10 protein-coding genes and 1 pseudogene are annotated in these 14,894 nt (G+C 34.6%); all 11 read right to left on the bottom strand.

The annotated features are described in order from the left end of the window. Positions 1-213 precede the first annotated feature (213 nt). On the bottom strand, positions 214-1,062 hold the full coding sequence (locus LK443_RS03940) for an N-acetylmuramoyl-L-alanine amidase family protein (protein WP_227932217.1): 849 nt from the start codon (positions 1,060-1,062) through the stop codon (positions 214-216). A gap of 228 nt (positions 1,063-1,290) precedes the next feature. Beyond that, positions 1,291-3,660, bottom strand: a complete 2,370-nt coding sequence (locus tag LK443_RS03935) for a phosphoketolase (RefSeq protein ID WP_227932215.1) — start codon at positions 3,658-3,660, stop codon at positions 1,291-1,293. A gap of 371 nt (positions 3,661-4,031) precedes the next feature. Then, positions 4,032-4,178 (bottom strand): annotated as a pseudogene (locus LK443_RS03930) (ATP-binding protein); the annotation flags it as partial. A 160-nt stretch (positions 4,179-4,338) separates the two neighbouring features. Continuing rightward, the gene (locus tag LK443_RS03925) at positions 4,339-7,536 is read right to left on the bottom strand and encodes a Cna B-type domain-containing protein (RefSeq protein ID WP_227932213.1); all 3,198 of its coding nucleotides are present in this window, start codon (positions 7,534-7,536) and stop codon (positions 4,339-4,341) included. Positions 7,537-7,855: 319 nt separating this feature from the next. Next, on the bottom strand, positions 7,856-8,218 hold the full coding sequence (locus LK443_RS03920; RefSeq protein WP_227932211.1) for a hypothetical protein: 363 nt from the start codon (positions 8,216-8,218) through the stop codon (positions 7,856-7,858). Positions 8,219-8,234: 16 nt separating this feature from the next. Further along, positions 8,235-8,423 (bottom strand): hypothetical protein, encoded by a 189-nt coding sequence (locus LK443_RS03915; protein WP_322563574.1) that lies wholly within the window; start codon positions 8,421-8,423, stop codon positions 8,235-8,237. A 22-nt stretch (positions 8,424-8,445) separates the two neighbouring features. After that, on the bottom strand, positions 8,446-8,565 hold the full coding sequence (locus tag LK443_RS09535) for a hypothetical protein (RefSeq protein ID WP_416217810.1): 120 nt from the start codon (positions 8,563-8,565) through the stop codon (positions 8,446-8,448). Positions 8,566-8,798: 233 nt separating this feature from the next. Beyond that, complete coding sequence (dinD, locus tag LK443_RS03910) at positions 8,799-9,659, bottom strand: DNA damage-inducible protein D (protein WP_227932209.1); 861 nt, start codon at positions 9,657-9,659, stop codon at positions 8,799-8,801. A gap of 46 nt (positions 9,660-9,705) precedes the next feature. Then, positions 9,706-10,383, bottom strand: coding sequence for a GIY-YIG nuclease family protein (locus LK443_RS03905; protein ID WP_227932207.1), 678 nt, complete (start codon positions 10,381-10,383; stop codon positions 9,706-9,708). A gap of 44 nt (positions 10,384-10,427) precedes the next feature. Next, entirely contained in the window at positions 10,428-13,574 is a 3,147-nt protein-coding gene (locus LK443_RS03900; RefSeq protein WP_227932205.1) for a type I restriction endonuclease subunit R, read from the bottom strand. Further along, positions 13,574-14,866: an FRG domain-containing protein gene (locus tag LK443_RS03895; RefSeq protein WP_227932203.1), complete on the bottom strand. Its 1,293-nt coding sequence runs from the start codon at positions 14,864-14,866 to the stop codon at positions 13,574-13,576. The genes LK443_RS03900 and LK443_RS03895 overlap by 1 nt, the downstream gene beginning before the upstream one ends. Positions 14,867-14,894: the final 28 nt, after the last annotated feature.

Here is a 14,894-nt window from a genome sequence, read left to right as displayed (position 1 = left end):
GTAGTTAAAAACTACCTCTCAAATCCTTATCGCGGATAGACGCTGTTTGCCACAGTTTGCTCTCAAGTGTACTTCGATTTTAGATAGGATTGTCTTGCACCTACCGACAATTCTCTTTTTGCTCCGATGCTAGTCTCTACTGCGCTTGATCATTGCTCTCGATTTAATTGTTATCAGTATACTGACAATCCGTAAAACTGTCAACTGTTTTTGCTAGCGAACCCATGCTCCAGTTACATCTACTTGGTAGCCATCTGATGTTTTTTCTGATACAGCCATTTTACCACTGTCTTTTAAGAAGTACCATTTACCTGATGACTCAACCCAGCCTGTTTTCATTTCTCCTGTTGGTGCAAAATAATACCAAGCATCATTCCATTGCACCCAACCTGTTTCCATGCCTCCTGAAGTATTGAAGTAATACCATTTTCCATCTACTTGAACCCAGCCAGTTTCCATTACACCAGATTCATTTAAGTAATACCAAACTCCATTCAGCATTTTCCATCCTGTTTGCATTCTTCCAGATGCATCGAAGTAATACCATTTATCTTTTACTTCTTCCCAACCTTTTGATACAACACCACGTTCTGGAATGTAATACCAATGTCCATCATCGAATACCCATTTTTCTTGTAAATATCCTTGTTCATTAAAATAGAAATATCCTAAATCTGGTACAGTTGTATAAATATCATCACCTTCAACAACATTAATCAAACCTCGTTGAACAACTGGCAATACTTGCCAACCTTTCAATGGTTTAAAGTTATCCCCAATAAATACCCAAGTATCATCGACTGCTTGCCATTTTAAAGCACGTTTTCCACCACGATATAATACTTTACTGCCATCTTTTTCAACTTTCCATTCAGGCATACGTAATCTGAACGGGTGTCCACACTTCGACACAGATACATGTCCATCCCCTTGAACAACAGCTTTCTCTTCAACTACACATTTTGATATCAAATCTTCATTTTCAGCGGCTTGAACGTTTTGTGTCACTGCAACAGTTGCTAACGCCATCGTACCTAATAACAACTTCATTTTACTCATCATATTCACTCCCCTTTACTTATATGAATATTATATCAAAACCTTCTTTTCTTTGTCTATACTTCGGGGGGTATAACAAAGATGTATAAAAACACACTTGAAATAAAAAATATTTATAACCAGAATAACGAATCATCTTCCCAAGCATAAATGCTAGAAAACAAAAAATAGGGATCGCCCTCAGATAGAAATCTATCGTCAGACGATTGCCCTATTCAATCAAAATCGTTATTATTTATTAACGTTTTCCCATTTCCAGCTTACTACTTCTGGAATATCTTCACCGTGTTCACGGATATAGCTGTGGTGGAATTCCACTGTTTCATCCATTTTCGCAGCAAATTCACTAGCTTTGTCACCATATACAGCAACTGCAGCATCTTTTGCAACGTGGAAGCGGTCCATTTCAGAAAGAACACGCATATCGAATGGAGTTGTAATATCTCCGTTTTCACGGTAACCATGGATATGAACATTGTGGTTATTACGATTGAAGAATAAATCACGAATCATACCTTCATATCCGTGGAAGCAGAATACTACTGGTTTATCAGCTGTAAATAATTTATCAAATTCTGCATCAGATAAACCACGAGGGTCAACTTTTGGAGAACGTAATTTCAAGATATCTACAACGTTAATGAAGCGGATTTTCAATTCTGGGAATTGTTTATGCAAGATTGAAATACCTGCTAACGCTTCTAAGTTTGGTTCAGTACCTGCAGCAGCAATAACTACATCTGGCTCTTCGCCATCTTTAACAGTTGAAGCCCAATCAATTACTTTGTATCCTTCGCTTACTAATTCTTTAGCTTCTTCTACTGAGTAGAATTGAGGACGTGGGTGTTTAGATGAAACGATTAAGTTAATTTTATCTTCTGAACTTAACGCTTCAGCCATAACTGCCATCAAGCTGTTTGTATCTGCTGGTAAATATTCACGAACGAATTCTGGTTTTTTCTCAGCTAAGTGAGTTAATAAACCTGGATCTTGGTGAGTATATCCATTGTGGTCTTGTTGGAACACTGTTGATGTTGCAATCAAGTTTAATGATGGATAGTTTTTACGCCATGGAGCGTGAGTTTTAGATTTACGTAACCATTTGAAGTGTTGAGTAATCATTGAGTCTACTACACGTAGGAATGATTCGTATGAAGCAAAGAATCCGTGACGACCTGTTAATACATATCCTTCTAAGAATCCTTCTGCTTGGTGTTCTGATAATTGTGAATCGATAACACGACCAACTGGTGAAATCCATTCATCATAGCTTTCATCACGACGACCAACCCATTGACGGTTCGTTGCTTTAAATACTTCGTTTAGACGGTTAGATTTAGTTTCATCTGGTCCGAAAATACGGAAGTTTTCTGGGTTAGCTTTTACTAAGTCAGCTGCAAATTTACCAAATTCAATCATATCTTGTTTTTGGATAGCACCTGGAGTTGAAGTATCAACAGCATATTTAGTCCAATCAGTAATTTCCATTGGTTTTACAACCCCTGCATTAGTGATTGGGTTCATGCTCATACGACGGTCACCTTTTGGTGAAATAGCAGCAATTTCTTCTACTAATTTTCCGTTTTCATCGAATAATTCTTCTGGACGGTATGATTTCAACCAGTCTAATAATGCATCGATATGTTCCATTGATTCACCTGATACTGGGATTGGAACTTGGTGAGCACGGAATCCACCTTCGATTGGTTCGCTGTTCCATTCTTTTGGACCAGTCCATCCTTTTGGTGTACGTACTACTAATACTGGCCAATGAGGCATTGTTGCTTCTTCAGCTTTTTTAGCACGAGCTTCTTTTTGAATTGCTTGAATTTTTTCAATTGCTTCGTCTAATTTTTCAGCCATTAATGGGTGAACTTTTTCAGGATCAGTTCCTTCAACGAATACTGGATCCCATCCTAAACCGTTAAAGAATTGAGTTAATTCTTCATCAGTACGACGAGCTAAAATTGTTGGGTTGTGGATTTTACCACCGTTTAAGTACAGAATTGGAAGTACAGCACCATCATTTACAGGGTTGATGAATGTGTTTGAGAACCAACCAGCTGCTAATGGGCCTGTTTCTGCTTCTCCATCTCCGATAACTGCAGCAGCAATTACATTAGGGTTATCTAAGATAGCACCTGTCGCGTGAGATAATGAGTAACCTAATTCTCCACCTTCGTGAATAGAACCAGGAGTTTCAGGGGCAGCGTGTGATGCAATTCCTCCTGGGAATGAGAAAATTTTACACAATTGTTTGAAGCCAGCTTCATCTTGCGTAATGTTTGGATATAATTCAGTATAAGAACCATCTAAGTAAGAGTTAGATACCATTACTTGTCCACCGTGTCCAGGACCTTCAATATAGAACATATCTAAGTCATATTTGTTAATCGCACGGTTTAAGTGTGCATAAATAAAGTTTTGTCCTGCGATTGTTCCCCAGTGTCCGATTGGATGCAATTTAACGTCTTCTTTTTGTACAGGACGACGTAATAGTGGATTATCTTTCAAGTACATTTGTGCTACTGAAATATAGTTAGCTGCGCGCCACCACGCATCCACTTTCGCTAAGTATTCTGGTGTATCAAATTGTGTCATTTATAATTCTTCCCTTCTAGTTTTCTCTTCCAAAGAAAATTTGAAAAATGGCGTTTCAAAAATCCTTCAAAAAATAACCGTCAAGTATTTAACATATCTTTTTTTACTTGTCAAGAAAATTTTAAAAATCAATCATTATTTCACACTATTTTCTAAACGTTTTAGGAAAGATTCCGAAAAAACGGTTATCATTTTGAGCTTTGAAAATGTTCATAACCACTTTTATTTGACTGTTTGGCTACAATTTTTTTAGTGGAATGATACAATTTTTAAAGACCTTTGCTAGAGTATTCAATAGAAATTTACATAAATTTTTAAAACAAAAAATTCAATCAAAAACTGTATAAACGTCAATCTAAAAATGTACAATTTTACTCATTCAATATATCCTTCAAGCGGTAGGATTCACCCATAATTTGAATGACATGAGAATGATGTAATAGTCGATCGAGTATCGCATTCGTAATAAACGAGTCATTAAAATTTTCATTCCATTTATCAAAAGGAAGATTCGTTGTGGGTTCTATAATTTATAGTGTATACAAAAAGGGCTTCATCCCTTCACTAAAATTGTTTCATCAACCCTATTTGACAAAGAACCACAAAAAGCCAGAGATAATTATTTTAATCATCTCCAGCTTTAATGCTAAATTTTTAATTTACATATATTTTCTCTTCTTAGTCCCTATTTATTATTCTTTTTCTAAAAATATACGCAAGACCAATTATAGATAAAGCCAACATTTTATAATGAATAAGGGAAATGTTTTCACCTGTACTTGGGAGTTGTGGTTTCTTTGGTTCTTCCCGTGGAGTTTCTGGTGGAATCTCTGGCTTTCTTGTGTTGGTTAACACAAAACCTTCTTTAACATTTCCACTTACTTCCCCTGTATAACCTTCGACCTTTTCTTCTTTTATGGTATAAAGAATTTCCTTGCCATCTTCATACTTGTCAAGATCCTTAAATACCACTTTCCAACCATCTTTTCCACTTATTTTTCTTGTTTGGAATAGTTTGCCATTTTTATATAAGTGGACTGTAATTTCCTCTGGTCTCTTGCCGTCTGCATTATTTTCATCTTTCCAGATTTTTTCTACTCCTACTTCGGTCTTTTCTGGTGGGGTTTGTGGTGGAATCTCTGGCTTTCTTGTGTTGGTTAACACAAAACCTTCTTTAACATTTCCACTTACTTCCCCTGTATAGCCTTCGACCTTTTCTTCTTTTATGGTATAAAGAATTTCCTTGCCATCTTCATACTTGTCAAGATCCTTAAACACTACTTTCCAACCATCTTTTCCACTTATTTTTCTTGTTTGGAATAGTTTGCCATTTTTATATAAGTGGACTGTAATTTCCTCTGGTCTCTTGCCGTCTGCATTATTTTCGTCTTTCCAGATTTTTTCTACTCCTACTTCGGTCTTTTCTGGTGGAGTTTGTGGTGGAATATAGCTATTTTTGATAGTATATCCTTTTGTAATATCCCCTTCTATAGTTGAAGTGTAACCATTAGCGACATTCACTTCTTTGATAGTGTATTTAATTAATTCGCCATTATTATGAGATGGTAAATCATTAAATTCACCTTTCCAATCATTGCCTTTATTTAACTCAATAGTTTTTCCAGTTTCTTTACCATTTGCAAGTAGGGCTACAGTAATACTGTCTGGTCGTAAGCCAGCTTGGTTATTATTGTCATTCCAAATTTTATTAACCTTGATAGATGTTTTTAATGAGTTTTCTAAATGAATAATATAAAGACTTTCTTTACTATCTTTTTCTCTTTTCACTTCAGATAGGATATATTTACCACTATCTTTTTCTTTAAAGTTTATAGGTAAAAGCTTACCGGTTTTGTTGTCGATTAAGGTATCTGGATCTGGAAAATCTTCAATTGTAGCAGTCCAGTTACCCTCTTTTGTTAGTTTAATATCTTGTATGTAATGTTCACCTACATACATTTGTAAAACTATTTCTTCTGGTCTTGTTTTTTCATCATCCCCAAACCAAGACTTTGTAATTTGTATCTTGTATGGTTTATCTTCACCAAATATAAGCTTACCGTTGTTTGTAATAGCTCCGCCACTTATGCCGGTTCCTTGGGCAAAATTATTTTTAAATATTGTAGTTGCCACTTGTTCTGCTAGGTTTTTTGATTCTTGCGTAGGAACTGACTTGTAAGCAAGTTGAGCTCCTTTTTTCTCCTCTATTACAGTATTGTAAGGAAGTGGTTTGCCAGGATTTTCAGGATTGTACCTTGGTGTTTGTTGATCTTCAGGCCAATTGTTATGAATACCTTGGAATGAACCATCTTGATACCATAGTCTATAACCACCACCTAACATTCTTGAAGCGAGCTTTACAGAAGAACTTCCTACAGCTTCTCCAAATTCATATTTTGTTATATTTTCAAAGTCATCTCCTGAGCCTTTAGCCGCAGTACTATATTCCAAGTTTGAAGCTATGTTATCAAAGAGTGCCACACCATTGGTTATATTAATTATTGTATGTCCTGTCGGACAGTTCCATACTCCACCACCTTGGCGAGATATTGGTTTATTGCCAGCTCCAATTAATAAGCGTCCCTTACTTTCATTATTTTTTATTAGAGCTCTGTTAATAGTCAATTCACATTTTGTATCATTATAAATGGCTCCACCACCCCAGAATCCGTTTGAATTATTACTTTCAAATAGTCCAGCATTAATTTGTCCTTTACTTGTACCAACTGTTGCTATGGCTCCGCCACTTTTTAGAGAAGAGTTTTCTACAAAATGACCACCATTTATTGTAAAGTTACAAGTATCTAAAAATAGGCCACCACCAAGACCATTTGCATGATTCTTGAAGAAACTTCCTGCTTCTACTATGATATTGGAATTTAATCCAAAAATTCCGCCACCTTTACCATTATAGTCGCCATTTGTATTTTCACTTATAGTCCCACCTGAAATTTTAGCATTTGTTTTACTCAACGAGAGTCCGCCACCAAGTTCAGCAGTATTTTTGGTAATTGAACCTGCAGTCATTTCAAATTCAGCATTTTCCATAAAAATAGCGCCGCCCCATGCATATACCTTATTGTGGCTTGCAGCATTTTCTGTAATTTCTCCACCTGAAATTTTTACATTTATTTTAGATGTGTCTGTTCCCCAGGCACCTATAGCTCCACCTCGTAAGAAACCTTTGTTATTAGAAACTTTGCCTCCTGATATATTAAGAGTTCCTCCATATAAGGTGATTGGAGCATAATTATAATACTTTTCAGTCTTTCTCAAATTATCAGGTTTTGGTGTTTGACTATCAACCGCTTCATTTCCACTAAACTCTCCACCTGACATTGTGAAGTCTCCACCATTTACAAGTATGGTTGGGCCTTCAAGTTTTGTATCTGAAATTTTTCCACTTTTAATATTTAATTTACCTTCAACTATAATTTGAGCATTTGAAGTAGAAGGTCCATCTATAGTCAAGCTTCCACCTTTTTCAATTTTAATACTATTAAATCCAAAACCCTTTAGACTTCCATTTCCCTTTAAGGCTATGTTTTGTCCGTTTTTTATTAAAATTGTTTGCTTATCATTAGCTGGATCCGCATCTATATTTTTATTAATATTTATAGAAGTATCAGCTTGTGAAGAAGCAACTTTTTCTACTAATTCTATCCAAGCAGTTTTTTCGCTAGCATCATTGTAGGTGCTTACTTCATCGTTTTTTTCATGACTTTCTTCACGGTTTTCTGATGATTCTTCTAATTGAATTTTATCTGTTTTTGGTTCTATCATTGTTTCGTTTGAATGAGCTAAAATACTTTTAGGCATAAAAAAAGTAAATATTAGCACTAAAGAAACAAAAATAGCCATCAATTTTTTGTTCATTTGTCCATCTCCCTTGTTATGTACATAAAAATTCAGCTTTATTAAAATCTAAAGTCAAGTTTTTATTTTTTCACATAGTTATGACACCCGAATCATTAATTTATATAAATATGACTTAGAAATGTCTAATTCTTTTATTACATCAATAACATTAAGACTTGATATAATTATCCCACCTTGTCACATTTTAATCTATTTAGTAGGCATTATAGCATATTTTGCCTATTTCTTCTATGTTTTTAATAAAAAACAAGATGCTAACTGCATCAAAAAATGGAGAGCATCAAACTAATAATACTCTCCATTTACTTTTATAACTCTATTTCATTCTTCCTACTATGACTCGTTCAACTGTTTTATCTATTTTTCTTTTATATTTCTTAACAGCACCAATAACCGACTCTTTTTTCTCTACTTTACTTTTTCCAAGGTACTCATTCATATTAACTTTCAGATGTTCCAACTCCTCATACTGTGCTGCTAATGAATTATGTTCCTTGATTATCTCCTGTTGTTTAGCTTGCAATTCTTTAGAATGCTCGTTTAATTTCCTAAAAAGATTTTTACCTGATTTTGTCTTCAATCCTTCTAATACAGTACCTTTCAAATTCGGAATTTGCTTAAGAAAAATATCTATTTCCTCATAGAATTTCTGATAGGCTTCTCTATCTTTTCGGTTCATCATCATATAATTTTTATCATTCAGATTTCTGCGATAACCTTGATAATGCTCTTTTTTTGCTGATACAGATTTGAATATGCTTAACGACTCCCTTTATCCTCTTTTGTTCCCATGAAAGTTTATCACTTTGATTTCTGATATTCATATATGAGCCATAATAGGAATGGTAAACTTTGCCCTCATCAACACCAATGAAATTAAAAATGATGTGATTGTGGATATAGTCTTTATCGATATGTGTCGCTAAAACATACTCCTATTTCCCGCCTAATTTTTTTGCAAAGTTCAATTCCCACTTGATGTGCTTCTTCAAAGCTGACTTCTTCCGGAACAAAGGATTGAATCAAATGGTGTGCTAATGTAGTTATTCTTGAACCAGATTGTTTCTTGGTAAGTTGTTTCTGTTACTCAAACTCAATAATTACCATGGCATATTTGTTTCTTTAATTTTATATCAGTATCATTTCAGCTTCTGTTTTTAGCTATTTCTATACCTATTATTTGTGGTTTTAGAGTTTTTTAGTATCAAAACAGTATCAATGGTGATACTACAATATGAATGATTTTCTTTGGACAAATATTATTCATCCAACATCAATTTGCCCTTTTTCGCTTTATCTTTTAGACGTTTCATTTGTTCCTTTTCTATTTGTTGAATGCTTTTCTCCGGAACAGGCAAATCTTCCGGCATAGTGCCACCAATTTTTTCAATAGCACTTCTCACTTCTTTTCCTACTGAGTAATGAACCTTTGTTGCAGCTTCTGCACCTTCAATTTTGTCCTTCCTTAGCTTTTCTTCAGTCTGTGAAATTCTAAATAAATTAGCAATCAATTCGGTGCTTCCCATATAATCCAGAATTTTTTGTCTCGCAGTTAAGCCTTTTCTGTCATGTATATCTTCTACATCTAATCCACCATACAGTCCCATATATCCTGCATTTTGGAATATAGCAAATTCTTCATTTGTGATGACTCCTGCATCATGTGCTGTTTCTACCAAAAGCTGATTCCACTGTTTAATATCTCCACGAACAACAAGCCTTCTTCTATCTTCATCAAGCTGATTAAAATGATCTGCTATTTCTTGACGATATGTTTGAATAGCAAAATAGGTTTGGCCAAGTGCAATAACCTCTTTTCTCGGATCACCGTTTTGCACAATCAAATAGCAAGCATATCTCGTAAGTTCATAATCTTTTATAGACTTACTTGTAGCACCTGCTTCCACGATTTTGCTGACCTCAGCAAAATCGTATTCTATTTCATGTCCACTATTTTCACAAGCAATCATCGCTCTATCTATGACCTTTTGAAAATTTCTCCACTGAACATAGTCAAGCACGATGGCAAGCTCTCTTGCACTCCAATATTCGCTCCCGTCTTGTCTAACATATTTAATATTTTCAAATTGCCTATATTCTTTTGCTTTTAAATTTGGCATAATCTTACCTCTCGCTATATTTTATGATAGCCAATTTATGTATCAGCTACTTTTCTTTATCTCTATATTTTTCGATAAGATTCCCTTGTAAGTCTTTCCATTCTACCCATCCATTATTAGATTTGCCAATGACTATCCACCCGGCACTTGATGGATTCATACATACAATATCTTCTTGTAATATATTATCTTTTATCTTCACATTTCTTCTAATAGAAGGTACATAACCTTTGCCGGTGTTACCACAAAAACTTCCTTTCAACACTGTAAAGACTCCATCTTTAACTATAGCTTTCCCTTTCACTTTTCCAAAACCTTTTATGTTACGATTTAATACATACTCTCCATCTGGAATAAATCCACCCTCAGTTTTAAGTTTTATTTCTTCTGTAGATTCTTTGAATACTTCTTTTTTGCTTTTATCTTTAGGATAAATTTGTTTACCATCTAAAGAAGATAATAAGGATTTTGCCACCTCTATATCTAACGCAAATAGTTCGGTACCGACAATTCTACTTTTGCTAAAAATATCATGAATAAGTTTTTCTTTTTCATCATATCCATCTACTTCTATAGCAAACTCCCTTTTTAGTCCTGTTATATTCGCATATCCATTGCTTTCTAAAAATCTCATTCTATTTTCAAATTGCTCATTTCCTGTCTTGCCAATCTTGATAAGACCAGAAACGACTGTAGTCATTAAATATATTATTCCTTTTGCCATAACTTGCCCTCTCTCAGCACACCAGTCTATGCCGCTTAAACTAATTAATCATATTTCCTTACATCTTCTGCAACCAACTGGAGAGTTTTCTCGGCATGATTTGTATATGAATAAACATTTCTATCTTCATCAAAGTTATAATTATCAGTCCAAAGTTCGCACTGTGTCATAACAGTCTGAACGGCATCATCCATTCCTTCAGGCGGATATTTATGTTTTTTCAAAAGTTTTTTGATTAGCATACGCATTTTAGCTCTCGCTGATTCGCGCTTCTGCCAATCAATAGTCTTATTCTTACGTAGAGTATCTGCTAACTCTTTTGTTATTGCAATCAGCTCTTCGTTTTCATAAAAGTCCTTGATTGCCTGTGGTTTTGTTAAGGCATCGTAAAAAGAAAGTTCATCAGCAGTCAATCCTAATCTGTCTCCCTCTTGATGTGCTGCTGCAATCTGTTTTGCCAACTTTAACATTTCTTCTATAACTTCTTCATTAGTAAGCATACCGTTAAGATAAGCATTCAGAGAACGCTGCATAATCTCGCTGAATTTTTCTGACTTAACTACATTAGTTCTTCGATAAACAGAAACTTGCTCTGCAATCAATTTTTTCAATAGTTCAACTGCAAGATTCTTCTCTTTCATGTTCGCAACTTCCTGAAGAAATTTGGGGTCAAACAAAGAAAATTCTTCTTTGATGTCTGAGAACAAATTTATTACGCCATCACTTTTAATACTCTGTTTCAAAAGTTCATTTATTCTTGCATTCATTTCCGGTAATGAAATCTTTTTTCCAACACCGGTATTAGTAAGTCTAAGAACAAGAACTCGAACAGCCTCAAAGAATGCTGCTTCAAATCTGCTATCTTCATCAACTAAAGAAGAACAAAGAGAAAGAGCCTGATGAAGCATAAGAGCTTCTTTTACGAAGGAATCTTTATCATCAACTTTTTCTCTACCCATAATAAAGTTAACAGCACCACTGATAGCTTTTGCTCTCTCAAGATCTGTACCATTCATAAACTTGGTATAATCATATCCATGAAACTTGTCTCGACAAACTGATAATTTCTCCAAAAACTTCGGATATGCAACCTTTGCGACATCAGTATCACCATAGTTCTTTTTATCACGAGAAGTATAGTCGTTCATCGCCTGTTTTAAAGCGGTAGCAATTCCAACATAATCAACAACAAGCCCGCCTTCTTTATCTCTGAATACACGATTTACACGGGCAATTGCCTGCATTAGATTGTGTCCGGACATAGGCTTGTAAACATACATCGTAGCAAGAGATGGCACATCAAATCCGGTTAGCCACATATCAACAACAATCGCAATCTTCATAGGACTGTCGTTATCTTTGAATTTCTTTGCAAGCTCATCCTTATGGCGTTTATTACCAATAATCTGTCTCCATTCTTCCGGGTCATTGTTGCCGGAGGTCATAACAACACCTACTTTCTCAGTCCAATCCGGACGAAGTTCTAATATTCGCTTGTAAATCTTCATGGCAATAGGACGAGAATACGCAACAATCATAGCCTTACCTGTAAGCAGTTTCTCTCTATTATTCTCATAGTGGTCAAGAATATCACAAACCAAAGAATTAATAGTGTTATCATTCCCAAGTACTGCTTCCATCTGACCAAGCTCTCTCTTACTCTTTTCGATAACTTCCTCATCAGCATTAAGAGCCATTAAATCATATTCAGCATCAATTGATTTCAAGGTAGTTTCATCAAGGTTGAGCTTAATTACACGGCTCTCATAATAAACCGGACGTGTTGCTCCATCTTCAACAGCCTGTGTCATATCATATATATCAATATAATCACCAAATACTTCACGAGTACTGCGGTCTTTTGATGAAATAGGTGTTCCTGTAAATCCTATATATGTGGCATTCGGAAGCGTATTACGAATGATTCTTGCTGTGCCGATAACACGCTTTGCTACTTCATCACCATCTTCATTTTTTATAATCTTTATCTTTTCGGTAAGTCCATACTGCCCTCTATGTGCTTCGTCCGCCATAACAACAATATTATTTCGTTCGGACAGTGGTTCGTCGGACTCCTCAAATTTCTGCATTGTGGTAAAAATAATACCATTTGCTTGTCTGCCGGCAAGCAAAGTTTTCAGGTTTTCACGACTTTCAGCGTGCATAGGCTCTTGCCTTAAAAAGTCTTTACACTTTGCAAACTGTCCGTAAAGTTGGTCGTCAAGGTCGTTTCTATCTGTAAGTACAACGATAGTAGGGCTATTCAATGCTTCCTGCAATAAATGAGCATAGAACACCATCGAAAGCGATTTACCACTTCCTTGTGTATGCCAGAAAACACCGCCTTTACCGTCAGTAATAGTAGCGTGCTTTGTAGATTCAATCGCTTTTCTTACCGCAAAATACTGATGATACCCGGCAAGAATTTTAAAGGTATCAATCCCCTCATTTGAAAAGCAAATAAAGTTCTTGATAATATCAAGCAGTCTTTCTTTTTGAAACATTCCCTCAAAGAAAGTATCAAACTGAGCATACTGTGTATTTTCGTAATTCCCATCCTTTGTTTTCCACTCCATAAAACGGTCTTCACCAGAAGTGATAGTACCAGCTTTAGATGTCAATTGATCGCTCATAACGCAGATAGCATTATAAATAAACATGGACGGAATTTCCTGCATGTAGTTACGGAGCTGTCTATACGCTTCTGAAGCATCCGTTTCTTCACGAGAAGGAGATTTTAGTTCTACTAATACAACTGGTAAACCATTTAAGAATAAAATTATATCAGGACGTTTATTACAGTTTTCAATAAATGTCCATTGATTAGCTACAATAAAGGAGTTGTTGTCGGGATTTTTATAGTCAACAAGATAGACAATAGAGGAACGCTCTTCACCATCAACAAAATATCTGACCGGAATACCATTTTGCAGATAGTCCATAAATATGGCGTTTTTCTGCACAAGCTCACCATTTTCAAAATTTTTGAGTTTATATAGTGCTTCCTGAATAGCATCATCCGGTATTCCTCTATTCAAACGATATAAAGATTCAACTAGGACATCTTCATATAATGGACTGTAAAAATCCCTTTCAATATCAGGACCATATGCGTACTCGTAACCCAAATCATTCTGAAATAATTCAATTATTGAGTTTTCATAATCTGCTTCTACGAAAAAATTCGACACTATTTCTCACTCCTCTCCGACACTTCACTTGCTATCTTTATAATTTTATCACTGATGTACTCAGATTCATTCTTTGCATGTTCTTTATCTAATCCATTTTTCAGTAATACTTTTTGAACGCCCACCCTAAATCTACTTATTACAGACTCTTGTCTATTCCAATCGATTATTGAAACCCATTCTTCCACCAATTCCCATATTTTTTGCATATTGAAATGATATTTTTCGTTTAAATCTTTAATGACAGTATCTTTGAAACTCTCATCTTTTATTATGTTGCTACTTATTTCAATATCTGTTTTTATTATTTGTTGGTTTATATCATTAAAATCAAATTTTATAAATTCTGATAAAGCCTTTGTTTTAGCATTCTTTTTATTTTTTATATAGCTCAATTGATGCTCCAATTCAGGAAATAAAGTTGCCTCATTTATATTATAAGTATCTAATTCCTCTAATATTTCTTTCTTCTTCTCTCCAGGAATATAGAAAAACTTTCTATCAAATTCATCTCGTAAATCTTTATATCCCTTTTCTATACTGGACTCCCTGATTGACTCGGTATAAACAAAATTAAAGCATCCTGCCAATAAAAACATTCCGCATTGTCTTGATAATCTTTCATTGTTGTATGGAGGTATAACAATATAATTATTTTGAATAATATTTATAAATTCTTCGAAATGTTCTTTTGATTTCCATCTTTCTTCTAACTTTTTTGAAATTGCTTGCCGTTCTGTAAGTTTTCTCAAGATAGATTCAAGCGTATTATCATTTGATAAATCTATCTGAGATAAAGAGGATATAACTTTTATATTTATCTCATTTGTAGATACAGAATATTTTTTATTAAAAAATATTACACCGTTCGCTTCTTGTGTTTTAGTATTTTCTTCATCTTCAATTCCTTTATAACATACATCACCATATTCTTCACAAGCAAAGTATAAGGCAACTAACGGATTCGTAGTTAAATCCAACAATCTTGTACACATTCCATAATGCTGGTATTTCGTCATGATTTCAAAATCATTATTTATAGACATAAATTCATAAGGTGCTTTTAATAGAGGAACTTGCATCAAAGTATGTTCTGCACTTAAAAAATTACCTCTAAAAATGCTTGGAATAACATCCCAAAAATCAGTTTTTTGCCCTCTGAAAAATAATTCCTCATTGCTCCCATACAAATCATCTTTTAACCTATTTACTTCATCAATAAAAGAACTTACAGAAGTTATCTCTATTCCATAATTTTCCATTTCATCTTTATTAAATATTATTTCTTCCATATTTACGACTCCTTCTGTAAGATAAACA

The sequence above is a fragment of the Granulicatella elegans genome (assembly GCF_020735385.1).
Taxonomy (GTDB): Bacteria; Bacillota; Bacilli; order Lactobacillales; family Aerococcaceae; genus Granulicatella; species Granulicatella elegans_B.
This window is presented reverse-complemented; position numbering and strand designations above follow the sequence as displayed.